The organism is Aridibaculum aurantiacum (assembly GCF_017355875.1).
Classification (GTDB): domain Bacteria; phylum Bacteroidota; class Bacteroidia; order Chitinophagales; family Chitinophagaceae; genus Segetibacter; species Segetibacter aurantiacus.
This window is the reverse complement of sequence record NZ_JAFEWC010000003.1, coordinates 795,694-820,202: the sequence shown is the minus strand read 5'-3', so window position 1 is coordinate 820,202 and position 24,509 is coordinate 795,694. Positions and strand designations below refer to the sequence as shown.

Sequence of the window (24,509 nt, the reverse complement as noted above, 5' to 3'; positions counted from 1 at the left end):
ATAAGATTTGCATCCTATAGTTAAACAACATGCATGGAAAATAAAGTAACCATAAAGAAAGAAGAAGTTTTATCAGATGGGTTTTTTACACTTAAGAAAGTCACATTCGATCTTGCTAATAAAGAAGGACAAGCAGAAGAGCAAAAGCGCGAAGTATATCATACAGCCAATGGCGCTACTGTTCTATTGTATAATGTAGAAAAAGAGACTGTGATACTTACTCGTCAGTTTAGAGTAGCCACTATGCTCAATGGAAATGATAGCGGCATGATGATAGAAGCATGCGCTGGTATTATAGAAGATGGTTCAGCGGATGAAACCATTGTACGCGAAATAGAAGAAGAAACAGGATATAAAGTAGAAGATGTAGAAAAGATATTTGAACTATACTCTTCTCCTGGTGCTACCACAGAAAAACTGCACTACTATATTGCCCGTTACCAACCAGGAAATAAGGTAAGCGATGGAGGTGGATTAGATGACGAACAGGAGAATATTGAGGTGCTTGAAATGGCGTTCAAGGATGCTTACCTGATGATAGAAAACGGCACTATCCGTGATGCAAAAACAGTACAGCTACTGCAATATGCAAAGCTGCATGTGTTTACACCAGAAAAAGTTTTTGATGTACTGTAGCAGGTAGTTAAAAGCATCTTCTCTTACAAGAAATGCATTAACCTTTAGGTTTTAATGAATACTTTCCTGCTGGTATTGCCCTTGTAGTTTTTCCAGCTTTTGCAATGCATAAAAGATACAGGTTACGTGCATAGCTTGGATGATCTCGTTGCGCTCCAGCATATTTTTCAATTCATCCAGTGATACCAGCACCACCTCTATATCTTCATTTTGATCTAACTCCTGCTCCTGAACTTTTTTGCCGCCTCGCAAAAGGTATAGGTGCATCAGGTTATTATTTGTAGAAGGGTTAGGCGATGTGCGGCCGAGATAATGCACCTCATTGAAAGCATAACCAGTCTCTTCCAGCAGTTCGCGTTTTACAGCTTCTGCATTGTCGGTATCAGTAGCATCTACACAACCACCGGGTGTTTCTATACACACTTCACCAAGAGCGTGGCGGTATTGCTTTACCAATACTACCTGGTTATCTTCTGTAAGCGCAACTGCAGTAACCCATGTAGGATATTCCATTACATAGTAAGGATACACCTCCTGCCCATCGGGTCGCAGGCATCGGTCACGGCGTGCCCGCAACCACGAATCGGTAAATAAGTATTCAGAAGAAAGAAGCTGCCATTTCATGGGTGAGGTTTGAGGTGTGGGGTAAGAGGTGTGAGGTTTGGGTTTCTGGTTTCTAGTTTTTAGTTTCTAGTTTCTTGTTCCTGGTTCCAGGTTTGTACCTTTTGCTTTTTGACTTTTGATTTTTGTCTTTGACTTGTGACTTTCTCTCCTCACCAACCCTTTTCTTCTCTAAGTGCCTTAATATGTGCTACATGATGGCGGCTGTGCCAGCTATATATACCGAGTAACTCCCATAGCGTTAGTTTACGCTGGTGACCCGGATGAAAAACACTGCGGCTTTCCCAGTCACCATCTTCAATGCTGCGAAGTGCTGTTACCAGCCTGCGATGCAGTGCATGCAGCAAGGTGATAGACATATTGATTGGTTCATCGTACACATCAGCCAGGTTTGCCCAGTGTTTTTCCTGGTAAGGTGTAATGGTAGGATTATCCTCCGTCATTGCCAGCTTGAAGCGGATGTAGGCGTTCATATGGCTATCAGCAATGTGGTGAACCAGTTGACGGATCGTCCAGCCGCCTTCGCGATAAGGAGTGTCCAGTTGAGGTTCATCAAGATTGAGTACAGCCATCTCTACATCTGTAGGAAGAAAAGTAAGATCCGTTAGGTATTGCTCCTTTAGCTTGTGACTAAAAGGCTGCAGTTGAAACTCCCCGATCGGGTAACGTGGATCAATGTTAGTAGTTGTCATGGCTGCATGATTGATGAACAAAAAAGCCGTTTAGAAGTGCCTGCCGCGCAAAGAACAATCAGTACAAGTGTGTGACACAACAAAATTTGAGTTACGCTTCACTGCTGGTTCCATACACAACAATCGCTACTAAACGGCTAGAAAGATAAGAAGGTATTACCTGTCGGCCTTGCCTTTAATGCTTAAAAGTTCTACATCGAAAACAAGGGTAGCGCCACCTGGGATCTCAGGACCAGGACCATAATCGCCATAAGCCAATGCAGACGGAATGAATAGTTTCCACTTGCTGCCAACAGGCATCAACTGAAGGGCTTCTGTCCAGCCAGCAATAACACCTGAAACAGGTATGGTGATAGGCTCGCCACGAGAATAAGAATTATCGAATTCGTTGCCATTGATAAGCGTACCACGATAATGCGCTACAATGGTATCAGCAGCCGTAGGCTTAGGACCTGTACCTGCTGTAATGATCTCGTACTGGAGGCCTGTTGCTGTTTCTACTACACCTGAACGCTTCTTGTTTTGCGCAAGAAAAGCAATGCCCTTTTCTTTTTCGGCGCCACTTGCTTTACGGCTCTTTTCTTCTGCCATACGTCCCATCAGCTGGTTGGCAGCGTTCATATCCAGGGTAGTTGGCTGACCTTTCAATGTCTGGTCAATTGCCTTGTTCATTACTGCAAAGTTTATGGTCTTAATGTCCTGGCTTTTGAGGTAAGAACCAAGAGAAACACCAAATGCATAAGAAAGGCTGTCGTTGGTTGTTTTAAGTGCGGCGGCAGCTGTAGGCGCTGGTTTAGCTGCTGGCTTAGCTGCAGGTTTAGTAGTTTTTGTTTGGGCCTGCACTGAAACACACATTGCCAGTACACCAATTCCCAGGAGTGACTTTTTCATATTTTATTTTTGTGAAACGAATAAACTAATCTTCGCGAAGACTTTTGCCTGTAAGATGTATAAAAACATCTTCTAACGTAGCAGCTTTAACACTTTTTGGGCGTTCGAAGCCGGTGGAGACAAGATCGTCTATTAACTTATCAGGCGTATCGATGGCTATGATTTTGCCGTTATCTACCACAGCTACCCTATCGCAAAGCACTTCGGCTTCATCCATATAGTGAGTAGTGATGATAACGGTGGTGCCTTTTGCGCGGATGTTGCGGATAAGGTCCCACAGGCTGCGACGTGCCTGCGGGTCGAGCCCTGTGGTGGGCTCATCTAAGAAAATGATCTTTGGCTCGTTGATGAGTGTAGTAGCGACTGAAAATCGTTGCTTCTGCCCGCCGCTCAATTCCTTGAATTTAGCCTTTGCTTTATCGCGCAGGTTTACCAGGTCGAGCAGCTCCATTACATCTGTATGGCGGTTGTACAACCCGTTGAAAAGATGTATCAGTTCAGTAAGGTTAAGACCGGGATAATAACCGGAAGCCTGCAACTGAACACCCATTATCTTCTTTATATGGTTTGGATGGGTGTCCAGGTCGTGGCCATCTACATAAACTTTACCGCTGGTCTTGTCGCGCAAGGTTTCGATGATCTCTAGTGTAGTACTCTTGCCTGCACCATTTGGACCAAGAAGTCCGAAAATCTCACCTTCAAATACGTCAAAACTTATCCCCTTCACTGCCTGGAAATTTCCATAATTCTTTACCAGGTCTTTTACCTCAATGATCTTCTTCATCCAATATTTCAATTAACGCCTTGCGTATGCGATTCCAGTTCTTCCATCATCTTGCGGCTTCCAATAAAGAAAGGTGAACGCTGGTGCAATTCTGTAGGAACGATGTCTAAAATTCTGCGGGTACCGTCAGTTGCTTTACCACCAGCTTTTTCTACTATGAATGCAAATGGATTGCACTCGTACAGCAGGCGCAACTTGCCTTTAGGTTTATCTATGGTGCCAGGGTACATAAAGATGCCACCTTTGATGAGGTTGCGATGCACATCGGCCACCATACTTCCTATATAACGCTGTGTGTATGGACCGCCAGTAGATTTTTCTTTGGCCTGGCAAACATTGATGTATTTGCGAACGCCCTCTTCATAACGGAAGAAATTACCGTGGTTTACAGAGTAGATATTGCCGCTTTCAGGACATTGTATGTTAGGATGGCTCAGGCAAAATTCGCCGATTGAAGGATCAAGCGTGAATCCATTTACTCCACGACGCGTAGCATACACCAACATGGTGCTTGATCCATAAATAATATAACCAGCGGCTACCTGCTGGTTGCCCGGCTGCAGAAAATCTTCAATAGTACAAGGCTTACCTCTTTCGCTCACACGGCGGTAGACGCTAAAAATGGTTCCAATAGAAACGTTCACATCTATATTTCCACTACCATCAAGCGGATCCATCAGTAGCACGTATTTGCTGTTGTTGCTTACATCATCATCAAAAACTACAATGTCATCATTCTCTTCACTACCAACACCTGCGCAGCTTATACCGTGTTTAAGTACACCAATGAACTGGTTGTTTGCAAAAACATCCAGTTTCTTTACATCTTCTCCCTGCACGTTCACACTACCTGCTTCACCAAGAATGTCTACCAAACCAGCTTTGTTTACTTCTACATTTACACGCTTAGCTGCAAGACCAATATCCCTTAACAACATACTTAATTCGCCTGTAGCCTGTGGAAACTCGCGTAGCTGCTGAATTGTAAATTCATCTAAAGTCTGTACCCTGCGGTTGATATTCGACATTCTTATATTGGTTTTAGTAGTTATTCAAAAGTTTAAAGTTATAGTAGACAGTGTTTTCTACCTATTGGTGTTCAAAATTTTGCTGTAAAGTGCCGAAAGATAGGCAACTTCTTATGTAGAAATACTTACAGCAGTATATATTAAACATTTTGCCCTTAATGCTCGTTTGCAGGAAATTTAGTTTCCAAGCCACTATATCATCTACTTTTCTGGAATTATTTATTAAAAGAAAAATATATGCGCTGCAGCAAGCGAATAAACTTTCCCTACATTAGCGGCCTTAATCTGTACCTTATATGAAGAGAAATGTATTGCTAGCTATGGCTATGGTATTGACTATAGGCGCTAATTCCCAAGTGAGTATTAATGCCATTGATGCGAAAAAGCATATTGGTGAAGTGGTATCAATTTGCGGAAAAATTTACAGCGCAAAGTTCTTGCCCAGCAGCAAAAATCAACCAACCCTGCTGAACCTTGGAGGCAATTATCCAAATCAACTGGTAACCATTGCCATTTTTGAAGGCGATAGGAATAAGTTCCCGTTCAAGCCGGAAGAATATTATCCTAACACTGATGTATGTGTTACCGGCAAACTGGTGGAATACCGTGGAATGCCTGAGATCATTGTTCAATCGCCAGATCAGTTGAAGTTGCAACTGGGGAATACCACAGCATCTAATAGTGCAGTTAAATCAACACCTGTAAAAAAGAAAGCTGAGCCGGTAGCTACAGGAAATGAATATGATGTAACGCTTACTAATGATGTTCACCTACGCTCAGGCCCCGGGTTAGAATTTGATCCTATCACTGTGCTGCAGGCAGGTAGTATCGTTTCAGTAATGAAATCAAACAACGGCTGGTCGCACGTTACGGTAAAAAAGATCGTAGGCACGCCCGGAAGCACATCTACCGGGTTCATTAAGAACAACGTATTGAAATAGGAAAAGGGAAGTTCGCTTCCCTTTTTTATTGTTCATTATTCTCTTCTTTCTACACTTCGCAAACTCTTGTAAGGGTAAACATCATTTCATCAAGTGCATTCCTGCTGCTTAGTTACTTCTTTCTTATTGCTCCTTCTTGCTGAACTACTATAACACCTGCAGCTGTAGATCATTTGCGGCATGTTCTTTTTAGCAGAATCTGAAAACTAAATACTATGGACAAAGCAAATGATCATAACGAAGCAACAGGGCACAAGCAATCAGATTTTGCAGGCACCAATCCTGATAAATATGGCCAGCCTGAAATGCCTGGTGACCAGCCGATAAATTTTGAAGAGGAAGCACAGAATGTAACAGATGGTCCTCGCACACTTTCAGGTGAAGAAGCAGAGCAAGCTGCTAATAAAGCCAATCAGAATAAAGAAGATTAGTATGAACGAGCAGGAAAACAGGGAGACAGTTATTGACCAGGTAACGAAGATGCGGGAGGTGCCAAGAAATGAGCTGCCAGCTAATGATGAGCCACCTTCACGACCACCAGATAGGGAGGCAATTCCGGATGCTGCTGAAGAAGTGCAGGAAGGCAACTATGGAAAAAGAAGTTACGCTGAACCTGGTACTGACTCCACAAAAGAACCATCCGCCGGTGCGGATTAATTGATTTAAATAAAATCAGAAGTCATGTTACATAACAGGAGCACACTATTAACAGCAGGCCTGATAGCAGTTGGATACTTCCTTTTTACCCGCCTAAAAAGCGAGGACAAAAAAGAAGTTATTGAACACATAGAGCATACATCAAAGGACCTGTTAAAGGAATACTTGTAAAAGAAAAGGCAGCAATTAATTATTGCTGCCTTTTTGTAAATGCGTTCTTATCTGCTGGAATGCGGAAAGAAATATCTTGAACTTATTCTCCGTCTTAGGCCATTCTATCTCGTTTTTCCTGAACGTCTCCCTCAAGATATCGGTGGCCATATAACAGTCGGTAGTATCATAAAAATAGGAACACCAGGCAGGGGGAAGATCATCATATCCTTTAAGCCCTACCCCATTGCCGTAGATCTTTATAGGTGTAGGCGTACTACGCACATCTAATGTAGAAAGATCACTGGCGATGCCCCATGTAAAATATGCCTCCCAAAATTTACAGTGGTTGATGAGGCGTTCTCTTATTTCTTTAGCAGATTCTTTTCCTGTGGCACGTAGCCGCCATTGGTTGTTAGCCAGTGAAAAAGGATCTGCATCATTTGTCTCAAATTCTGCAGGCTGCGCTTCAAAATGAGAGATTGAATGCTTCACCTTTACCTGCAGCTCCTTTTTACTTTCTTTTTCTATACTTAAAGTTGTGATCTTTCTATTGTTGTTGGTAAGCACCAGGTTGTCTCCCGCCCTGTCCCATGTTCCATGTTCAAACATCCCTAGGTCAGCTGTGAAGCTGCCATCGTTTTTCAGGTAAATAAAATGAGAAGGCTTAAAACTTCCTGCATCTGAACTTCCTCCGTGGTGGGTAAAGAACCACAGTTTATTGCCTGAAGAGCCGAAGCCGCAGGCGGTAAAAAGCATAGTAATTGTTGCAAAAGCAAAAGCAGGAATGGTTAGTTTGATGAAGCTGTTCTTAGTCATTGGTTTAGAATCAGCTTTCAATGTAAGGCATTCAGCATTTTGCAAAAGGCATAATTTTTTCCGACATTTAAGAAAAGCCATATGAAAGACATCAATGATCTCCAGGACCTGCTAATTCACCTGGTCACGCAGATGAGAAGTGCAGAGGTACAGTCACAGGAAGCCATCCCGCAAATAATAGAGAAAGCAAATCATCGTTCGCTGAAGAATGCACTACAACATCATCACCAACAAACAGGTGAGCAGGTGAAACGCCTTGAAAAGATCCTGCGAGTATTAGAAAGTGACGGAAACAAAGAGACCGTTTGTAAAGGAATGCAAGGCTTAATACAAGAAGCTACTGAAATCATAGGTTCACCTATATCAAAAGATGCTATTGATCCTGCCATCATTTTTAGCGTCCAGAAAATGGAGCACTATGAAATATGCTCATATGGAACAGCCGTGGCATATGCCCAGCAGCTTCACCTGCATGAAGTGGAGCAGATGCTGCTGGAAACGCTTAACGAAGAGTACGATGCGGATGACCTGCTGACAGCACTTGCTACTTCAGGTTATAATAAAGAAGCCGCTCCACCCGATGTAGAAGAAAGCAATTTTGAGAAAGAAGCTACCGTCAACAACTCTGGTGAGACTACCCCATCAACTACAGGTAAGGTGGTGATAAATGAGCGGACAATTCAATCGCCAGGCGGTCGCGCAGGCAGGTCCCACAGGGGATATTCTTCCGGTGAATCACGAGGACATTGAGATAATAGGTAAAAACTGCTCCGCTGTAGGTAAACCAAAAACTGCTTCATGAAAATTTCACAGATAAAAGAGACTTGCCTTTATGTAAAGGACCTGGAGGCGACAAGGCAGTTTTACCATGGTAAGCTTGGTCTTCCTATGATTTCGCTTGTAGAAGGACGACATGTTTTTTTTAGGGCAGGCAGTTCTGTACTTCTATGTTTTATTGCAGCCAAAACCGAACAAGAAAAAATACTTCCTCCACATGGAGCCAGTGGTGTTATTCATTTTGCATTTGAGGTAGCAAAAGCAGATTATGCTGCTACTTTATCTGAACTGCAGCAACAACACGTAAAAATTGTACACGAGCATGAATGGCCAAACGGCGTACGCTCCTGCTATTTCAATGATCCTGATGGTCATTTGGTAGAGATTGTTGAAGCAGGTCTTTGGGATAAGTAACTACCAGCATAAAAAAAGCCTTGTTGTTGTAAAATGTTACAACAACAAGGCTTCAATATAGAAGTTGATTATTCGTAACGCTTCATGTATTCTTCAGGATTGCGCAAAGCTTCCATTCCGAAATAAGCGATACCAAAGATCGCTAATGCTAAAAACAAAATAGATATCGTTAATCCAATGATGGCACATATTCTCCCGGTGTTCATATTGCTTACCGATCCGGGTGTGTATGCTGTAGGATTTGCATTGTACAATTGCTTCGACTTAGAAGCAAGTACAAGTGAAATGATGGCTAAAACAGTTCCCGGAAGTCCATAACAAAAGCAGCCTACAATAGAACTAATTCCCAAAACAAGAATAGCCGTAGAGTTTGGTAAAGGTTCCTGTGCTTGATAACCTTGGTAATAGTTGTTTTCCATTTTACGCAATTAGTTTGTGGTTTACTATTTTGTAAATATAGAAGCAAACAATTATGGAAGCAGTCACTATGTGAAAAATCTTTATGTTCCTGGCGCCCTTTTCAAACTTATACCTAAGATGAAGAATGGTGTAAATGAGAAGAAATAGAATAGGTATCAGTGCAGGATACATTAGTATACTTTCAACAATATTTCCCTTCACTAAAAGGAGAAAGCTACGCTGGATGCCACAGCCCGGGCAATCGATATTGAGCAGCGCTTTTGTCGGGCACTGTAGTAAGTGCTTCTCCAGCCAATCTAGTATTAGCAGGTAGTAAAACATGTTATATTAATAAGCACGTGCAAACAGTACTCTCTGCTCCGAAGGCTTACCTGTCAGTATACATTTACCTTCTTCCTTATCGTTATTCAGCGGTATACACCTGATGGTAGCCTTGGTCATCTCCTTGATCTTATCTTCCGTTTCACCCGTACCATCCCAATGCGCAGAAATAAATCCAGCCTTCTCATCCAGTAGCTTTACAAAATCATCCCAGTTATCAGCACGAGTGATGTTGGCGTCCCTGAAGGTCTTTGCCTTGTTATAAATATTCTCTTGTATAGCATCCAGCAACTTGCCTATACTTATAGCCAGCCCGTCAAATGACATGGTCATTTTTTCTTTCGTATCTCTGCGAGCTACCTCTACAACATTATTCTCCAGGTCGCGTGCTCCAATGGCCAAACGAACCGGCACACCTTTCATTTCGTATTCAGCAAATTTCCATCCCGGGCGAGCTGCATCGTTATCATCGTATTTTACACGAATGCCTGCAGCTTTTAATTCTTTTACCAGTGCATGCACCTTCTCATCTATCTTTTGCTTCTGCTCCTCTCCTTTAAAAATTGGAACGATCACCACCTGGAATGGCGCAATACGCGGAGGAAGGATTAAACCATCGTCATCGCTGTGTGCCATTACCAATGCACCTATCAGTCGTGTACTCACACCCCAGCTGGTTGCCCATACATAATCCAGCTTGTTATTCTTATCGCTAAATTTTACATCAAATGCCTTGGCGAAGTTCTGACCCAGGAAATGTGAAGTACCTGCCTGCAGTGCTTTTCCATCTTGCATCAGGGCTTCTATACAATATGTATCTTCTGCACCTGCAAATCTTTCATTCTCACTCTTCACACCTTTTATAACAGGCATAGCCATATAATGCTCAGCAAAATGCGCATATACTTCCAGCATTTTTACTGTTTCTTCTATCGCCTCTTCTTTGGTAGCATGTGCGGTATGACCTTCCTGCCAAAGAAATTCGGCAGTACGTAAAAACAAACGCGTACGCATTTCCCAACGAACCACGTTCGCCCATTGGTTAACAAGGATTGGAAGATCGCGGTAGCTTTGGATCCATGTTTTGTAGGTGTTCCAGATGATAGCTTCACTGGTAGGACGCACCACCAGCTCTTCTTCCAGCTTACTTTCAGGATCTACCATCAAAGCACCTGCCTTATCTGGATTGTTCTTTAGCCTGTAGTGTGTAACAACCGCACATTCTTTTGCAAAACCTTCGGCATTCTTCTCTTCTTTTTCAAACAAACTTTTAGGCACGAAAAGCGGGAAATAAGCATTCTGATGACCTGTTTCTTTGAACATCCTGTCGAGTTCATCGCGCATATTTTCCCAAAGCGCATAACCATATGGCTTTATCACCATGCATCCTCTTACTGCACTATAATCTGCTAAACCACCCTTGATGATCAGGTCGTTATACCATTGGGAATAATCTTGCGAACGCGAAGTGATCTCTTTACTCATACAGTTGTATTTACCTAATAATTAACAAAAGAAGATTAAACAGCCAGGAATGCGGCAAACAGTTTGATGCTCAGTTGTCAACTGCTAAAAAAGCGTCGCAAAAGTAGTAACTTCATATTTAATAACGCTCTAAAACCTGTTCATATGAACAACAAAACTCTACTCGCTCTATTTGTTTGCATCATCACTCTTGCAAGCTGCTCTACAGCATATAAAGCCGGGCAAACACCCGATGATGTTTATTACTCTCCAGCCAAAGATTTTGTAGCTAAGAAAGAAACTACAAGAGACAGGTACGAAGACTATACAAAACAAGATGACCAATACCTGCGCATGAAAGTTCGTAATCGCACCCGCTGGTCTACCATAGACGATTATGATTATTGGTACGACAGCAGGTATAACCATATGATGATGAACTATGGTTATTACAACACCTATGGCTGGAACAACAACTGGCACTTTGTATACAATCGTCCAATCTGGGGTTCTTCTTACTTCTACAATGGCTGGAATCCTATGGTAGGTTACGGTGGTTATCCTGTAGTGATCAATAAGCAAGTTACCAGGCCACCTTCAAGAGCCAGCAGGCCTTCGCTGCAGGGTTATTCCAATTCAAATTATAACAATAGCAACCTTGGAAATTCTATAAGAAAAGTATTTACACCAACACCTTCTACCGGTACTTATAGCAACTCCAATTCTGGCAGCACTTACAGCACTACGCCTTCCAGGGCCTACAACCCTTCTTCTAGCAGTAGCAGCAGTTCTCCTGCAAGGTCTTCTTCATCTGGCTCAAGTTCTTCTGGTGGTGGAGTATCTCGTCCTGCAAGAGGAGGCAACTAATCTTGCGACGCTGTAAAAGCAGTGCACTTCCTCACAAACATCATTTTCAAAAACATCATAAACTATGAAAACCGTATCTACATCACGGGTACGGTTTTCATTAACAATACTTGTATGAAAAAAATTTTACTTGCCTTAACTGCATTTACTAGTATTCATGCAGTTGCCCAATTACCCGAAGATGTTTTACGATATAGCTACTTTCCTGTAAATGGCTCTGCCCGCAATATGGCTATAGGTGGAGCAATGGGTTCTCTTGGCGGCGACATCAGCGCTCTTTACATGAACCCTGCAGGTCTGGGACTTTTTAAAACAAGGGAAATTGTCCTGACGCCCGGCTTCAAACTGAACAACAATAAGTTTAACTACAGGGGAAGTGATACATCCACCAACAAATCAACATTCAATTTAGGAACAAGTGGTTTGGTAATAGGCTTTAATACACCAGGCAGCAAATGGACAAGCCAGGCTTTAAGTATTGGCATCAACACTGTGGCCAACTTCAACAATACTTTTTCGTACCGCGGCACCAACAACTATAGCAGCATGACGGAAGTTTTTGCTGAAGCAGTTAGCAGCAACCGTTATTCAATTGATGAAGCCATTAATGATCCAAGGCTTGCTTTTGGTACCGCTCCTGCTTTATATACTTACCTGGTAGATACGTTTAGAAACAACAACAACCAGCTTGAGGTTAGAGGTCTTCCTGAATTTTTACTGCAGCAGGGATTAGCGCTGGAACAAAAGAACACAGTAAGAACCACAGGTGGCTCAACAGAATTAGCGGTAGGTTATGCTGCCAATATGGATGACAAGCTTTACATAGGAGGTTCTGTAGGTATACCTTTCGTGGCTCATGAAAGAATAACCACTTACCGTGAGTCTGATATTTCTGGCAACAACAATAACAACTTCAATTTTTTTGAACTAAGAGACCGGGTAAAAACTACGGGCGTTGGTATCAATGCAAAGCTTGGTGTCATCTTCAAACCACAAGAGCAAATACGCCTTGGAGTTGCTTTACATACGCCTACTATCTATAGCATGACCGACAACCAGTCTTCTGAACTTACTGCCGACACCGAAGGATATAATGGACTTAAGACTGCTGGATCTTCTTTATTTACCAATAACAATGGCGCTGGACAAACCGACTACCTGGCAATAACTCCATGGAAAGCTATGGTGAGTGGATCGTATGTTTTCAGAGAAGTAAATGATACCCGCAGGCAGCGTGCTTTTGTAACTGCTGACATTGAATATGTAGGTTATTCGAATGCTGGCTTCAGGGAAAAAAGCGACTATGCAGATTATTCTGATATTGAATACTACGACCAAATGAAACAAGTGATCCGTGACTATTACCGTGGTGCATTCAACTTCAGGCTTGGTGGCGAATTGAAGTTCAATACGATCATGTTCAGATTGGGTGGCGCCTACTATGGCAGCCCTTATAAAGACAAAGAGTTACAGTCTAATATCATACAGGCAACAGGTGGTTTAGGCTATAGGGATAAAGGCATGTTCATCGATCTTTCTTATGCGCACAACTTCCTGAAAGATGTTCATTTCCCTTATCGTTTAGCTGATAAGGCAAACACCTTCGCCAACCAGACTGGCAGCCGGGGAAATGTGGTACTGACCTTTGGTTTCAAATTATAATCATCAATATTTGTAGGAGAACGGCATCAGTAATTGATGCCGTTTTTATTTACATGCTACCAATGATGCGGTAAGACACCTGCTGACGGTGGCAAAGAATTTTATTATAAAAAGTAAAATCAAATTATGCAGTGGCGAGGCCGGCAAGGCAGTGGAAATGTAGAAGACAGAAGAGGCGCATCAGGAGGCGGGTTAGCAGTAGGCGGCGGTATAGGAGGAGTGATTGTGCTGGTTCTTTATTTACTTCTTGGCGGCGATCCTAACCAGGCGCCACAACTAATGCCGGGACAAGCTCCTCCACGAGAGCTGTCGCAGGAAGCAACAGCAGCAGAAGACACGCTGGCTGAATTTGTATCCGTTGTTTTAAAAGATACCGAAGATGTTTGGGCTGAGTTGTTACCAGGGTACCAGCCACCACGCCTCGTCTTGTTTTCTAATGCAGTAAATTCAGCATGCGGATCGGCAAGTGCTGCTGTTGGTCCATTTTACTGCCCCGGCGATAAAAAGGTTTATATAGATCTATCATTTTTTAAAGAACTGGATAACCGCTTTGGAGCACCGGGTGATTTTGCCATGGCTTACGTGGTAGCACATGAGGTAGGGCATCATATTCAAAATTTACAAGGCACAACTAATCGGCTTCACCAGATGCGGGGAAGTGTTTCCAAAAAAGAATATAACCAGGCATCGGTAAGGCTGGAACTACAGGCTGATTTCCTGGCTGGAGTTTGGGCACATCATGCACAGAAGACAAAGAAGATACTTGATCCGGGTGATATTGAAGAGGCACTAGGCGCAGCAAATGCAATAGGCGATGACCGGCTTCAAAAGCAGGCGCAAGGGCATGTGGTACCCGATGCCTTCACGCATGGCACTTCTGCACAACGTATGCGTTGGTTCAAGAAAGGTTTCCAGACTGGTGACATCAGGCAAGGCAATACTTTTGAGACGGATGAACTGTAGGGAAACTTTAGATTTTAGATTTTAGATTTGGGATTATTGAATTTGGATTTTGGATTTGAATTTTGAATTATTCACTACCTTTTTCCATTCACCAACGCAATCTTCTTAGACTTTTCCTGTAGTAACTTTATTACCCTAGCCACATCCTTTTCTTCCATTAGCCTTACGGGACGAAGTAACATGTTTGTATACATGCCGGGGTTGATAACTTTCCTGGCAATTGCTACTACACTACCATCAATTAGCTTGATGTAATTAGGCTTGGCTTGTTCACCAGCTACTGCCAGTGCTACTGCATTTGCCCATGCCGCCTGCCGTGCTGCCTTAATACTAAAATTGATAACAGCTTTTTCTCTGTCGGAGGTTATTTTATTGATCATCCGCAGCGGGAACCAAAGCCTGCACATCATTTCCTGGACATGCGAAGTAAGACCGGCAATGATATCGTTGATCTTTTCAAAATCTTGTTGCAGGTCATATATTTTTTCTCCGGGTGCAGTTTCAGCAGCTGCTATAGCAAGATCTAAATTGATATGCGTATTGATGCCTAAAATCACATGCTGAAGAATAATAAGGTCATTATTAGAGCACGCATCATAAGCTGCACACCAGGCATTGCTACATGGTTGTTTATGAACGTATGCATGCCAGGCATCGATATAGCGGTTGGCAAAAATCACATCCAGCAATTCCATTCGGCTTGGATTGGCAAATACACCCTTCTGAATACCTTCCAATACAGCCTCGGTCATGTGCAGGTAAATGCTGGCGAAATAGCCCATCCTGCTTTTTTCTACCATGCTACGATGGATGATATGTTCAAGCTGGGCTATTACATCAGCTATGGTTTTTGCACGCGGAGGAAAAACTTGCGTAGCGACACCTGTAAACATATAAGGATTATTAGTTACACCAATTTACTGTTAATAGCTCAATAACCAAGTATTGCGCAGCCTTATGCACTGGTATAGTTTTTTAGCTGGAGGAACTGGATTGATGCACAACGACAAGCAGCAAGAAAACGATCACTAAAAGCTCAATAAGCTAATCAGTCTTCACATCTAATAAAGTTGTTGGAGCATTTTTTCACCTACACATAACCATTTCATGGACCTGGAAAAAGCATACAATCTCATTAGCACCAAGCTTTCGGTTTGGATGAAAGACCTGATTCGCATTCTTCCAAATCTTGCGCTTGCAGCCCTTGTATTGGTAGTAGGTTTTTTCCTTTCAAAATTCATTAAGCGCCTTTCTCAAAAGCTGATGAAAAGGATCACGCATCATGAGGCGGTGAACAATCTTTTCGTTTCATTCATTTACCTGCTGGCGCTCAGCATTACATTATTTGTTGCGTTAAGCATTCTAAATCTTGATAAAGCGGTTACCTCCATATTAGCCGGAGCTGGTATCATAGGTCTTGCGTTGGCATTCGCCTTCCAGGATATAGGAGCCAATTTTATTGCAGGTATATTTCTTTCCTTTAGAAGGCCATTGCAGATAGGAGATCTTGTTCAGACAAATGATATACTAGGTAAGGTAGTTACCATTAACCTGCGTGACACCGTTATCAGAACCTTGCAAGGACAATATGTGATCATCCCAAATAAAGAGATCTTTCAGAACAAGTTGATGAACTATACAAAGTCAGGCAAACGCAGAATGGATATGACCGTAGGCGTATCGTATGGCGAAGACCTGGAGAAAGTGAGACGCGTAACGATTCAAGCTGTCAATAATGTTTCTGTAAGAGTACAAGACGAACCCGTACGTTTTTTCTACGAAGTTTTTGATGATAGTTCTATCAACTTCATTTTGCAGATCTGGATCAACTCAACAGAGCAACCCATTTTTCTACAAGCACGAAGCGAAGCTATCATGCTTATCAAGAAAGCTTACGATGAAAATGAAATTACCATTCCATTCCCGATCAGAACATTAGACTTTGGAATCAAAGGGGGACAAACATTGAGTGAAATGGTAGTGAACGTAGACAACAAGAATGGTAACGGCAATATGAGAAGTTCGTAAAGAACACTTACAAAAAAATGAAATAGCTCCCACTCTATTGCTGGTCAATTCTTGTAGATGATTCATTTTTTATTCTTCTAACAATCTTCCATCAGAAAAAATCAACCATAGCAATTCACATAGTTAACCGGCTGAAATAGAAGAGCTAATGATCTTCAAAAGCTTCATCGGCACAATTGTTTAATAGATATTGAAAACCTTTTGATATGGCAACAGAAAAACAAACAGCCCTAATTACAGGAGCATCAAGCGGATTTGGTTATGAGTTCGCTAAGCTATTTGCTAAAGATGGATATGATGTAATACTCGTTTCGCGCAATGGTGAAAAGCTGCAGGATGTAGCGCAAGAGATAAAGATGCAATATAATGTACGCGCTATTGTTATTGAGAAAGACCTGGCTGAGCCAGGAGCTGCTGTAGAACTTTATCACGAGGTTCAAAAACAACATACGCAAGTAGATGTACTGGTAAATAATGCAGGTGTGGGAGAACATGGATTTTTCACTGACACTGATATGGATAAGGAACTATTCATTATAAACCTGAACGTGATTGCTTTGATGCAACTTACCAAGTTGTTCCTGCAAGACATGGTAGCACGTGATAGTGGAAAGATTTTACAACTGGCTTCTACTGCATCCTTGGCTCCTCTCCCATTGATGGCTGTGTACAGTGGTACCAAAGCATTTGTTTATTCTTTTAGCCAGGCGCTGATAAATGAACTGAAAGACACCAATGTTACTATGACTGTTCTGCTACCTGGTGCCAGCGATACAGACTTCTTTCATAAAGCACATGCAGAAGATACTGTCATCTACAACGATACTTCTTTATCTGATCCTGCTGATGTAGCTAAAGATGGTTATGAGGCTTTGATGAAAGGAAAGGATAAGATTGTTTCTGGATTGAAGAATAAGGTACAAGCTGCCATGACCAATGTTGTACCAGACAGCGCGTTGTCAAGTGGCATGCGTCATTATATGGAAGAAAGTTCCAGCAAGGATAAAAAAGAAGAAAAAGGATCGGGTGGTAAAGAAAAAATCACTGACCAGGAAACAGATAGTAAGTAAGACTATATCCTGGATTCTATTCTTGTATGTGCTCTTAATTGCACATACTACAATACTACTTACGCTACAACAATTGATGCGTGTAGCGCGTTACCAGTAAAACATGATGCCGAAATCAATTTTCCCGTGAAATAGATTTCGGCATCTGTTTGAAAATATCAATACAAGTATTTTAGATATATAAACAGTTTTGGTTGTTCTATTAAAGAACTATTAATGAAGTAATAAAACTTAATTAAAAATGGTTGCATATACAACTATCTCCAATTGTGTATCTATATTGCACCTATAAATAACAAATGAAAACCGGTAACCAACCACCACTTGCTGTACTCCTGGTAGATGATGACCCGGATGATATATTCCTGTTTAAAGAAGCGGCAGAACAAGCTGCTTTTGACATACAAGTTCTGGCAGCAGAACCTGAAGTAATATATCAATATTTGGAAGCAGGCAAACCTGATGTCATTTTGCTAGATATCAATATGCCTCAAAAAGATGGAATAGAATATTTGTTGGAACTAAAATCAAATGCGGAATACAAAGAGATACCTATCATCATGTATTCTACGTCGAAATATAAAATAGGAGATTCATTTACGGCCGGAGCAAATAAATATTTTGTAAAACCAAACACTTTTGATGACCTGGTAAAACTAATTGACCAGCTTAATCAAAGAACATGGACAACTAAAAGCACTTCTGAAAAAGATAATTTCTTCATAGACCTTAATTCTATGTAAAAACCAATTACACCCCCAATCAGGATTATCCCCTCGCTCTTTTGCAGGGGATTTTTCATTTTATTAAACCTCAAGTACCTAATGTTCTTAATTTGATTTCTATAGCTTGTGTAAGGCCGCTAAATGTAAATTCACCTTCGTACCTGTCACCATTTATAAACACCGCCGGCACATCTCTTACACCTCTATCCAAACCTTCCATCAGGTCTTCGCGAACCTGCCACGCATACACTCCATTCACCAGTTGATCAAGAAATCTTTTATTGGTAATACCTATTTCTTTTGCATATGCCTTCAGGCTGATTGTACCTAGTTTCTTCCTGTTTGCAAACATGATATTATGCATAGGCCAAAACATATTTTCTTGTGCAGCAGCTACTGCAGCTTCTGCAGCCTTCATCGCCTTTTGGTGTTTGTTTGCAAGTGGAAAATGCCTGAAGTTGAGCTTCACATTGCCCTCGTACGACTGTAGTATCTCGTGTAATATCTCGTTCAATTGCGCACAAGCAAGACTTTCATAGTCTACAAATACAACAACTGAAACACGTGCCTGGCTACTTCCAATCCAAATCTCTTTTGATGGTATTATGTCTTTATTTGTAGCCATACAGCTAAGGCAATTTTTTTACACTCTTTTAAAAACAGTGCCACCCAATGTTCATTCTCTTAACAGTAAGATCAACTGCTGATGGCATCTGTTTTGCCTGAATAATTGATCACTAAATAAGCAAGAGATGCCAACCGTACATTTAACGCATGAAGATTTTAAAGAAAAGATTTTTGATTACGACACAGAGAAGGAATGGAAGTACAATGGAAGCCTTCCGGCCATTATAGATTTTTATGCTGACTGGTGTGGACCTTGCAAATCTATAGCGCCAGCATTGGAAGAGCTTAGCAATGAGTATGCAGACAAGTTGATCATTTATAAAGTTGATACTGATAAAGAGGAACAATTATCAGCTATGTTTGGCATTCAAAGCATCCCAACATTGTTGTTTATACCTATGGAAGGAAGCCCAATGGTACAACGTGGTGCTTTACCAAAACATACACTGAAACAGGTAATAGAAGATAGGCTAATAGTAAACGCTGAACAATAATATGCAAGAATACATCATACATGTAAACCAGGTAGAAGAGCTACAGATGATAAAGGACCAGGATGAACTGGAAAGGATCTTTAGCAGGGCCAAGAGTACGATTGTGCAAGGAGAAGCTGTTGTGCTTGTAAGAAAAAATCCTGATGGCACCAGTAATAAAGTAGATGAGCTGACTACAGAAACAGAACTGGAGCAACTGAAGGAGAAAGTTTTTAAATACATGTAGCCAACTGCCACATGATGTTTTTTATTTATGGTGTTCCTAAGGTGGAAGAATTATCTGCTTGTTCATTTTGTTTTCTAAGTTCCTCACCTTCACTTCCACCAGTTTCAGGTATCACAGGAGATCCATCTTCACCTACCTGCACAAAGGCATTATCATGATTTTTTTCTGGTGCTTTTTGTTCCGGAAATTTGTTCTCGTTATTGTTTTCCATAATCATTTTTGGAAGAAGGGTTAAAAACTTGTGCCACTAAATCAGAAGCTTGAAAAGCTATAAAAATGAAAAGCCGCTGGTATCTCTACCAGCGGCTCTCGTTTATGTTGTATTGAAGTTATAATGCTTCTACTTCATGATTTCTAAAGACCACTACTCCATCAAAAACATCAACCAATACAGGGCGCGATTTATCTATGTCGCCAGCCAATATTCTTTTACTTAACTGGTTCACGATCTCTTTTTGAATAAGTCGCTTCAGTGGCCTTGCACCAAACTGTGGATCGTATCCATTCTCCGACAAATAATCCAAAGCATATTCAGAAAACTCAAGTTGAATACCTGACTGCGCAACCATCTGCTTCAGGTTCTCCAATTGTATTTTGATGATGCCTTTGATCTCTCGCCTCATCAGCGGGTGGAACATGATCACTTCATCAATCCTGTTGAGGAATTCAGGACGTATTGTCTGCTTCAGCAGGTTCAGCACATCTACCTTTGTCTTCTCCATCACATCCTCTACATTCAGCTCATTCACGTCTTCAAAAGCATCTTGTATGATGTTGCTGCCCATATTGCTGGTCATAATGATGATGGTGTTCTTAAAGTTCACAATACGACCTTTGTTGTCAGTCAATCTACCATCATCCAGTACCTGCAGCAGCACATTGAATACATCAGGATGTGCCTTCTCTATCTCATCGAGCAATACCACACTATATGGCTTGCGACGAACGGCTTCCGTCAACTGGCCACCTTCTTCGTATCCTACATATCCCGGAGGCGCACCTACAAGACGACTAACCGTATGCTTCTCCTGGTATTCACTCATGTCAATACGGGTCATCATGCTTTCATCATCAAATAGATAATCTGCAAGTGCCTTAGCCAACTCTGTTTTACCAACACCAGTTGTACCTAAGAATATAAATGAACCGATTGGTTTCTTTGGATCCTGTAAGCCTGCCCGGCTGCGGCGTATAGCATCTGAAACAGCTTCAATGGCTTCGTCTTGTCCTACTACACGCTTATGCAGTTCATCTTCCAGAAGCAGCAGTTTCTCCCTTTCGCTCTGAACCATTTTAGCTACAGGAATACCTGTTGCCCTTGCTACATTTTCAGCTATATCTTCAGCATCCACTTCTTCTTTCAGCAAACGCTTGCTTTCACTTATTTCCTTCAGCCTTTCTGTATAATCAACAATGATCCTCTCCTGCTCCTGTACCTTTCCATATCTTATCTCAGCTACCAATCCGTATTCGCCATTACGCTCAGCCTGCTCGGCCTGGTGCTTCAGGTTTTCTATTTCAGCTTTTGCTGTCTGTATCTTTTCTACCAGTTCCTTTTCCTGTTGCCATTTAGCCTTCAGCGTATCCCGCTCAACGCTGAGGTTACTGATGTCTACATTCAATTGCTTTAGCTTCTCTTCATCATTCTCACGCTTGATAGCTTCACGCTCTATCTCCAGTTGACGGATTTTACGCTCCAGCTCATCCAGCTCCTCAGGCATGCTATTCATCTCCAGGCGAAGCTTAGCAGCACTTTCATCTATCAGGTCAATTGCTTTATCCGGAAGAAAACGATCGGTCATATAACGATGAGAAAGCTCTACTGCAGCAATGATAGCCTCGTCTTTTATACGCACATGGTGGTGAGTTTCGTAACGATCTTTCAGACCACGCAGAATAGACACTGCATCTTCTACAGTAGGTTCATCTATCATTACTTTTTGAAAACGACGCTCAAGCGCTTTATCTTTTTCGAAGAATTTCTGGTACTCATTGAGTGTTGTTGCACCGATAGCTCTTAATTCGCCACGAGCCAATGCTGGTTTAAGAATGTTGGCTGCATCCATTGCACCTTCTCCACCACCAGCACCAACCAAAGTATGAATCTCGTCTATGAACAATAGTATCTCTCCATCACTATCGCCTACTTCTTTCACCACGCTCTTCAGCCTTTCTTCAAACTCACCTTTATATTTTGCACCCGCAATCAACAAGCCCATGTCTAAAGCATAGATGATCTTGCTGCGGAGGTTCTCAGGTACATCGCCATTTACAATACGATGTGCAAGACCTTCTGCAATAGCTGTTTTACCCACACCTGGTTCACCTACCAAAATAGGATTGTTCTTGCTACGACGAGAAAGGATATGAAGCGTACGACGTATCTCTTCATCGCGACCAATAACAGGATCAAGCTTGCCCTGGCGCGCCATATCATTCAGGTTGCGGGCATACTTCTGCAATGCATTGTACTGCTGAGATGATGTTTGAGAATTTACTGTCGATCCTTTTCGCAAATCTTTTATAGCTGCTATCAAACCCTTTTCTGTAAGACCGGCATCTTTTAGCAAACGGCCTACATCATCATTTGTTTGAAGCAGCCCGAGCAACAGGTGCTCTACACTTACAAACTCATCTTTAAAATCTTTTAGCGAAGCATTGGCCTTAAGCAATGCACTATTCATATCGCGGCTGATAGCCTGTGCAGGCTCAGTACCACTTACTTTAGGTAGTTTAGCAATAGACTCATCCACTTTCGACTCTACGAAAGCAACGTTCACATTGTTCTTCTTCAACAAGAATTCAATAGGACTATCCTCATCCTTCACCAGTGCCTTCAGCAAATGATTGGTCTCAATATTAGGGTTGCTATTATTGTAAGCCAGCTGCTGCGACTGCTGGATGATCTCTTGCGACTTGATGGTATAATTGTTCAGGTTCATAATTTCTAAATTTTATTACCGTTATCAATTTTGATTACGCGGTATAACAGGTAGATGTTATCAACCTGCTTTTGTTGGTCTATTACTTCAAATCGCAAACCAGCGAAAGAATTAAGAAACTATGGCATAAATAATCATGTAAAGCTGCATGAAAGTCAGTCTGCATCAGCATTTCCTGCTATTATTACTGTTTGTTACTCCTATAAAAACTTCCACTGATTCCCATCATATTAAAATTTTGAAACAGCTACTACAAGCACCTCTTTCCTAGGTTATTTTCTATAGATTGCGCTGCCACTAAACCACAACACCTTATTATGCTTAAGAGACTAACTGCCGTTACTGCATCCATTATTTTTACAATCATTACCTATGGACAGGGCATCATCAGAGACTTTAAAGTTTATGCGCCTGAAGAAGTAAATCTTACCAGTTGCCCATTTGACCCCGATGCAAATGCAGTGGTACTGTTTGATGTAATGGTAGGCAATCATGATGAATCGTATAGCCTGATCCGAAAGAGACATGTAAGAATAAAAATATTAAAAGACCAGGGTGCTGATAATGCAAACATCACTATTCCTTATTACAGCCAGAACGAGTTTGAACTGATAAATGAAGTAGAGGGTGCGGTTCTGAATGTGGATGAGAAAGGAAATCATGTTATAAAAGATCTGAAGCGGTCAGACATTTTTAATCAAAAGGTTAATAAGAATTACTCGCTGATAAAGTTTGCACTACCTGGTGTGAAAGCCGGAAGTATCATTGAATACAAATACACCAGCACTTGCAAGAGCTACAGCGGCCTGGATGATTGGTACTTCCAGTCAGACCTGCCAACCATGTTGAGCAGCTTTTCTGTTGTCATTATTCCAGGTGCAGAATTCTCGTACGTGGTGCATAAGAAATCGGATATGCGGGTGCATGTTGCCAATGATCGTACAACAGGTAATATCAGTTTTGCGATGCAGAACATTCCTGGCCTGCGCAATGAGCCTTTTATGGATGCGCCTAAAGATTATATGCAGCGGGTACAATTTCAACTTTCTTCTTACACATCAAGTTATGGCAGCAAGGTTAATTACATCAACACATGGAACGATGTAACAAAAGAGTTGATGTCGGAACAGGCATTTGGACGTGCTATTGATAGAAGACTATCCACTACCGATGGCCTTATTGCAGAAGTAAAAAGCCTGCAGTCGCCACTTCAGAAAATGCAATACTTGCACGCATATTTCAGGAAAACATTTAGCTGGACAGGTATCAATAGCAAGTATGCAATTGATGGACTGAAAGATGTTTGGGATAAGAAGAAAGGAACAAGCGGAGAGCTCAACCTGTTATTTATTAACCTGCTGAAACAAACAGGTGTAGAAGTTTACCCGATGCTTGTAAGTGAAAGAGATCATGGAAAGGTTAACCCTGACATTCCTTTACTTGACCAGTTCAACAAAGTAGTGGCTTACGTGGTAGCTGATAACAAATCATATGTAATAGATGCTTCGGATGAACACACGCCATCACATCTTACGCCTTATAAGATCCTGAATACGCATGCTTTTTTGCTGAACAATAAAAAGAGCGAGATCATCACACTTACAGATAATGACAAAGTGCATTCTAACGTTATAAATTTTGTAGCTACAGTACAAAAAGATGGTTCAATAGAAGGGAAGACAACTGTATTAAGCAGCGACTACGCACGAATAGAAAGAGCGTATGAAGTAAAGAATAACAAGGAAAAGTTTGTTTACAACTACTTCACAAGAGCCAGGGAAATAAGTGTAGATAGCTTACAGGTGAAGACCGGAGATACAGACACGGAACCTTTGCAACAAGAATTTAAATTCACTACAGCGGCATCTTCTACAGGTGATTACCACCTGCTTAACCTTAACCTTTTCACCGGTCATGAAAAGAATCCATTTACAGCAAACTACCGCTTCTCCAGGATCAACTATGGATGCAAGTATCAAACAACCATCAATCAAAAGTACCTGCTTCCTGAAGGTTGCCAACCAGACGGTCTTCCTAAAAATGTACATTTAAAAACAGGTGATGGAAGCATTGAAATGATACGCGTAGTAAAGCACGAGGCAAATGAACTGTCTGTACAATTGAACTTTAAAGTGAACAAGAGCGTGTTCACGCCGGAGTACTATAGCGACATCAAAGATTTTTATAACAAGATGATCAACCTGCTGAACGAGCAAGTTGTATTGAAGAATCTTTAATCATTAGCATATAAAAAACTGCCGGTCTTCATCTACATGTTGTAGAGAGACCG

General features: G+C 41.6%; 28 protein-coding genes. 15 read left to right on the top strand and 13 right to left on the bottom strand.

The window, feature by feature from the left end; genetic code table 11:
• The first annotated feature begins 33 nt into the window (after nt 1-33).
• Nucleotides 34-636, top strand: coding sequence for an NUDIX domain-containing protein (locus J4N22_RS17145; protein ID WP_207496693.1), 603 nt, complete (start codon nt 34-36; stop codon nt 634-636).
• Nucleotides 637-687: 51 nt separating this feature from the next.
• Here the strand turns inward: J4N22_RS17145 and J4N22_RS17140 are convergent, their stop codons facing one another.
• From J4N22_RS17140 to fbp, 5 genes are all read right to left on the bottom strand, one after another.
• Nucleotides 688-1,260, bottom strand: coding sequence for an NUDIX hydrolase (locus tag J4N22_RS17140; protein WP_207496692.1), 573 nt, complete (start codon nt 1,258-1,260; stop codon nt 688-690).
• A gap of 149 nt (nt 1,261-1,409) precedes the next feature.
• Nucleotides 1,410-1,949 (bottom strand): YfiT family bacillithiol transferase, encoded by a 540-nt coding sequence (locus J4N22_RS17135; RefSeq protein ID WP_207496691.1) that lies wholly within the window; start codon nt 1,947-1,949, stop codon nt 1,410-1,412.
• 156 nt (nt 1,950-2,105) lie between these two features.
• Nucleotides 2,106-2,840: a BamJ family beta-barrel-assembly machinery protein gene (gene bamJ / locus J4N22_RS17130; protein WP_207496690.1), complete on the bottom strand. Its 735-nt coding sequence runs from the start codon at nt 2,838-2,840 to the stop codon at nt 2,106-2,108.
• Nucleotides 2,841-2,865: 25 nt separating this feature from the next.
• Complete coding sequence (locus tag J4N22_RS17125; protein ID WP_207496689.1) at nt 2,866-3,624, bottom strand: ABC transporter ATP-binding protein; 759 nt, start codon at nt 3,622-3,624, stop codon at nt 2,866-2,868.
• An 8-nt stretch (nt 3,625-3,632) separates the two neighbouring features.
• Complete coding sequence (gene fbp / locus J4N22_RS17120) at nt 3,633-4,652, bottom strand: class 1 fructose-bisphosphatase (RefSeq protein ID WP_207496688.1); 1,020 nt, start codon at nt 4,650-4,652, stop codon at nt 3,633-3,635.
• A gap of 296 nt (nt 4,653-4,948) precedes the next feature.
• Between fbp and J4N22_RS17115 the strand changes: the two genes are divergently transcribed.
• The 3 genes from J4N22_RS17115 (at nt 4,949) to J4N22_RS17105 (ending at nt 6,250) form a co-directional block, all read left to right on the top strand.
• Nucleotides 4,949-5,593 (top strand): SH3 domain-containing protein, encoded by a 645-nt coding sequence (locus J4N22_RS17115; protein WP_207496687.1) that lies wholly within the window; start codon nt 4,949-4,951, stop codon nt 5,591-5,593.
• Nucleotides 5,594-5,808: 215 nt separating this feature from the next.
• Nucleotides 5,809-6,024: a hypothetical protein gene (locus J4N22_RS17110; protein WP_207496686.1), complete on the top strand. Its 216-nt coding sequence runs from the start codon at nt 5,809-5,811 to the stop codon at nt 6,022-6,024.
• 1 nt (nt 6,025) lies between these two features.
• Nucleotides 6,026-6,250, top strand: a complete 225-nt coding sequence (locus tag J4N22_RS17105; protein WP_207496685.1) for a hypothetical protein — start codon at nt 6,026-6,028, stop codon at nt 6,248-6,250.
• Nucleotides 6,251-6,436: 186 nt separating this feature from the next.
• Here J4N22_RS17105 and J4N22_RS17100 read toward each other — a convergent pair whose 3' ends face one another.
• Complete coding sequence (locus tag J4N22_RS17100) at nt 6,437-7,219, bottom strand: hypothetical protein (protein WP_207496684.1); 783 nt, start codon at nt 7,217-7,219, stop codon at nt 6,437-6,439.
• Nucleotides 7,220-7,300: 81 nt separating this feature from the next.
• Here J4N22_RS17100 and J4N22_RS17095 point away from each other — a divergent pair, with 81 nt between their 5' ends.
• Both J4N22_RS17095 and J4N22_RS17090 read left to right on the top strand, forming a co-directional pair.
• On the top strand, nt 7,301-7,969 hold the full coding sequence (locus J4N22_RS17095) for a YciE/YciF ferroxidase family protein (RefSeq protein ID WP_207496683.1): 669 nt from the start codon (nt 7,301-7,303) through the stop codon (nt 7,967-7,969).
• A 48-nt stretch (nt 7,970-8,017) separates the two neighbouring features.
• Nucleotides 8,018-8,410, top strand: coding sequence for a VOC family protein (locus J4N22_RS17090; RefSeq protein WP_207496682.1), 393 nt, complete (start codon nt 8,018-8,020; stop codon nt 8,408-8,410).
• Nucleotides 8,411-8,478: 68 nt separating this feature from the next.
• Here the strand turns inward: J4N22_RS17090 and J4N22_RS17085 are convergent, their stop codons facing one another.
• The 3 genes from J4N22_RS17085 to proS are packed head-to-tail and all read right to left on the bottom strand — an operon-like array spanning nt 8,479 to nt 10,636.
• The gene (locus J4N22_RS17085) at nt 8,479-8,829 is read right to left on the bottom strand and encodes a CCC motif membrane protein (protein ID WP_207496681.1); all 351 of its coding nucleotides are present in this window, start codon (nt 8,827-8,829) and stop codon (nt 8,479-8,481) included.
• Between the two features lies 1 nt (nt 8,830).
• Nucleotides 8,831-9,151, bottom strand: a complete 321-nt coding sequence (locus tag J4N22_RS20265) for a DUF2752 domain-containing protein (protein ID WP_207496680.1) — start codon at nt 9,149-9,151, stop codon at nt 8,831-8,833.
• A gap of 6 nt (nt 9,152-9,157) precedes the next feature.
• Nucleotides 9,158-10,636 (bottom strand): proline--tRNA ligase, encoded by a 1,479-nt coding sequence (proS, locus tag J4N22_RS17075; protein ID WP_207496679.1) that lies wholly within the window; start codon nt 10,634-10,636, stop codon nt 9,158-9,160.
• Between the two features lie 144 nt (nt 10,637-10,780).
• Here proS and J4N22_RS17070 point away from each other — a divergent pair, with 144 nt between their 5' ends.
• The 3 genes from J4N22_RS17070 (at nt 10,781) to ypfJ (ending at nt 14,107) form a co-directional block, all read left to right on the top strand.
• Nucleotides 10,781-11,482 (top strand): hypothetical protein, encoded by a 702-nt coding sequence (locus J4N22_RS17070; protein WP_207496678.1) that lies wholly within the window; start codon nt 10,781-10,783, stop codon nt 11,480-11,482.
• A 114-nt stretch (nt 11,483-11,596) separates the two neighbouring features.
• Nucleotides 11,597-13,144, top strand: coding sequence for an OmpP1/FadL family transporter (locus tag J4N22_RS17065; protein ID WP_207496677.1), 1,548 nt, complete (start codon nt 11,597-11,599; stop codon nt 13,142-13,144).
• 126 nt (nt 13,145-13,270) lie between these two features.
• On the top strand, nt 13,271-14,107 hold the full coding sequence (ypfJ, locus tag J4N22_RS17060; RefSeq protein WP_207496676.1) for a KPN_02809 family neutral zinc metallopeptidase: 837 nt from the start codon (nt 13,271-13,273) through the stop codon (nt 14,105-14,107).
• A 74-nt stretch (nt 14,108-14,181) separates the two neighbouring features.
• Here the strand turns inward: ypfJ and J4N22_RS17055 are convergent, their stop codons facing one another.
• A complete protein-coding gene (locus tag J4N22_RS17055) occupies nt 14,182-15,000 on the bottom strand; it encodes a DUF5995 family protein (RefSeq protein ID WP_207496675.1) in 819 nt (272 codons plus the stop codon).
• Nucleotides 15,001-15,214: 214 nt separating this feature from the next.
• Here J4N22_RS17055 and J4N22_RS17050 point away from each other — a divergent pair, with 214 nt between their 5' ends.
• From J4N22_RS17050 to J4N22_RS17040, 3 genes are all read left to right on the top strand, one after another.
• Entirely contained in the window at nt 15,215-16,135 is a 921-nt protein-coding gene (locus J4N22_RS17050; RefSeq protein ID WP_207496674.1) for a mechanosensitive ion channel family protein, read from the top strand.
• A gap of 206 nt (nt 16,136-16,341) precedes the next feature.
• Nucleotides 16,342-17,205: an SDR family NAD(P)-dependent oxidoreductase gene (locus J4N22_RS17045; protein ID WP_207496673.1), complete on the top strand. Its 864-nt coding sequence runs from the start codon at nt 16,342-16,344 to the stop codon at nt 17,203-17,205.
• 299 nt (nt 17,206-17,504) lie between these two features.
• Nucleotides 17,505-17,948, top strand: a complete 444-nt coding sequence (locus J4N22_RS17040; RefSeq protein WP_207496672.1) for a response regulator — start codon at nt 17,505-17,507, stop codon at nt 17,946-17,948.
• A gap of 70 nt (nt 17,949-18,018) precedes the next feature.
• On the opposite strand, the gene J4N22_RS17035 is transcribed toward J4N22_RS17040, so the two are convergent.
• Entirely contained in the window at nt 18,019-18,555 is a 537-nt protein-coding gene (locus J4N22_RS17035) for a DsbA family protein (protein ID WP_207496671.1), read from the bottom strand.
• 127 nt (nt 18,556-18,682) lie between these two features.
• Between J4N22_RS17035 and trxA the strand changes: the two genes are divergently transcribed.
• Both trxA and J4N22_RS17025 read left to right on the top strand, forming a co-directional pair.
• A complete protein-coding gene (trxA, locus tag J4N22_RS17030) occupies nt 18,683-19,051 on the top strand; it encodes a thioredoxin (protein WP_207496670.1) in 369 nt (122 codons plus the stop codon).
• A gap of 1 nt (nt 19,052) precedes the next feature.
• A complete protein-coding gene (locus tag J4N22_RS17025; RefSeq protein WP_207496669.1) occupies nt 19,053-19,277 on the top strand; it encodes a hypothetical protein in 225 nt (74 codons plus the stop codon).
• Between the two features lie 25 nt (nt 19,278-19,302).
• Here the strand turns inward: J4N22_RS17025 and J4N22_RS17020 are convergent, their stop codons facing one another.
• Nucleotides 19,303-19,488, bottom strand: coding sequence for a hypothetical protein (locus J4N22_RS17020; protein WP_207496668.1), 186 nt, complete (start codon nt 19,486-19,488; stop codon nt 19,303-19,305).
• 118 nt (nt 19,489-19,606) lie between these two features.
• Nucleotides 19,607-22,219, bottom strand: a complete 2,613-nt coding sequence (clpB, locus tag J4N22_RS17015) for an ATP-dependent chaperone ClpB (RefSeq protein ID WP_207496667.1) — start codon at nt 22,217-22,219, stop codon at nt 19,607-19,609.
• A gap of 317 nt (nt 22,220-22,536) precedes the next feature.
• Here clpB and J4N22_RS17010 point away from each other — a divergent pair, with 317 nt between their 5' ends.
• Nucleotides 22,537-24,456, top strand: coding sequence for a DUF3857 domain-containing protein (locus tag J4N22_RS17010; RefSeq protein ID WP_207496666.1), 1,920 nt, complete (start codon nt 22,537-22,539; stop codon nt 24,454-24,456).
• The last annotated feature ends 53 nt before the right edge of the window (nt 24,457-24,509 follow it).

Bases quoted from the DNA above. Each gene is read 5' to 3' on its own strand.
- J4N22_RS17010 (WP_207496666.1), top strand. From the start codon at position 22,537: ATGCTTAAGAGACTAACTGCCGTTACTGCATCCATTATTTTTACAATC.
- proS (WP_207496679.1), bottom strand. From the start codon at position 10,636: ATGAGTAAAGAGATCACTTCGCGTTCGCAAGATTATTCCCAATGGTAT.
- J4N22_RS17035 (WP_207496671.1), bottom strand. From the start codon at position 18,555: ATGGCTACAAATAAAGACATAATACCATCAAAAGAGATTTGGATTGGA.
- J4N22_RS17115 (WP_207496687.1), top strand. From the start codon at position 4,949: ATGAAGAGAAATGTATTGCTAGCTATGGCTATGGTATTGACTATAGGC.
- J4N22_RS20265 (WP_207496680.1), bottom strand. From the start codon at position 9,151: ATGTTTTACTACCTGCTAATACTAGATTGGCTGGAGAAGCACTTACTA.
- ypfJ (WP_207496676.1), top strand. From the start codon at position 13,271: ATGCAGTGGCGAGGCCGGCAAGGCAGTGGAAATGTAGAAGACAGAAGA.
- J4N22_RS17140 (WP_207496692.1), bottom strand. From the start codon at position 1,260: ATGAAATGGCAGCTTCTTTCTTCTGAATACTTATTTACCGATTCGTGG.
- J4N22_RS17050 (WP_207496674.1), top strand. From the start codon at position 15,215: ATGGACCTGGAAAAAGCATACAATCTCATTAGCACCAAGCTTTCGGTT.
- clpB (WP_207496667.1), bottom strand. From the start codon at position 22,219: ATGAACCTGAACAATTATACCATCAAGTCGCAAGAGATCATCCAGCAG.
- J4N22_RS17045 (WP_207496673.1), top strand. From the start codon at position 16,342: ATGGCAACAGAAAAACAAACAGCCCTAATTACAGGAGCATCAAGCGGA.
- J4N22_RS17055 (WP_207496675.1), bottom strand. From the start codon at position 15,000: ATGTTTACAGGTGTCGCTACGCAAGTTTTTCCTCCGCGTGCAAAAACC.
- J4N22_RS17020 (WP_207496668.1), bottom strand. From the start codon at position 19,488: ATGGAAAACAATAACGAGAACAAATTTCCGGAACAAAAAGCACCAGAA.
- bamJ (WP_207496690.1), bottom strand. From the start codon at position 2,840: ATGAAAAAGTCACTCCTGGGAATTGGTGTACTGGCAATGTGTGTTTCA.
- J4N22_RS17025 (WP_207496669.1), top strand. From the start codon at position 19,053: ATGCAAGAATACATCATACATGTAAACCAGGTAGAAGAGCTACAGATG.
- J4N22_RS17040 (WP_207496672.1), top strand. From the start codon at position 17,505: ATGAAAACCGGTAACCAACCACCACTTGCTGTACTCCTGGTAGATGAT.
- J4N22_RS17090 (WP_207496682.1), top strand. From the start codon at position 8,018: ATGAAAATTTCACAGATAAAAGAGACTTGCCTTTATGTAAAGGACCTG.
- J4N22_RS17070 (WP_207496678.1), top strand. From the start codon at position 10,781: ATGAACAACAAAACTCTACTCGCTCTATTTGTTTGCATCATCACTCTT.
- J4N22_RS17105 (WP_207496685.1), top strand. From the start codon at position 6,026: ATGAACGAGCAGGAAAACAGGGAGACAGTTATTGACCAGGTAACGAAG.
- J4N22_RS17095 (WP_207496683.1), top strand. From the start codon at position 7,301: ATGAAAGACATCAATGATCTCCAGGACCTGCTAATTCACCTGGTCACG.
- fbp (WP_207496688.1), bottom strand. From the start codon at position 4,652: ATGTCGAATATCAACCGCAGGGTACAGACTTTAGATGAATTTACAATT.
- J4N22_RS17100 (WP_207496684.1), bottom strand. From the start codon at position 7,219: ATGACTAAGAACAGCTTCATCAAACTAACCATTCCTGCTTTTGCTTTT.
- J4N22_RS17085 (WP_207496681.1), bottom strand. From the start codon at position 8,829: ATGGAAAACAACTATTACCAAGGTTATCAAGCACAGGAACCTTTACCA.
- J4N22_RS17065 (WP_207496677.1), top strand. From the start codon at position 11,597: ATGAAAAAAATTTTACTTGCCTTAACTGCATTTACTAGTATTCATGCA.
- trxA (WP_207496670.1), top strand. From the start codon at position 18,683: ATGCCAACCGTACATTTAACGCATGAAGATTTTAAAGAAAAGATTTTT.
- J4N22_RS17125 (WP_207496689.1), bottom strand. From the start codon at position 3,624: ATGAAGAAGATCATTGAGGTAAAAGACCTGGTAAAGAATTATGGAAAT.
- J4N22_RS17110 (WP_207496686.1), top strand. From the start codon at position 5,809: ATGGACAAAGCAAATGATCATAACGAAGCAACAGGGCACAAGCAATCA.
- J4N22_RS17135 (WP_207496691.1), bottom strand. From the start codon at position 1,949: ATGACAACTACTAACATTGATCCACGTTACCCGATCGGGGAGTTTCAA.
- J4N22_RS17145 (WP_207496693.1), top strand. From the start codon at position 34: ATGGAAAATAAAGTAACCATAAAGAAAGAAGAAGTTTTATCAGATGGG.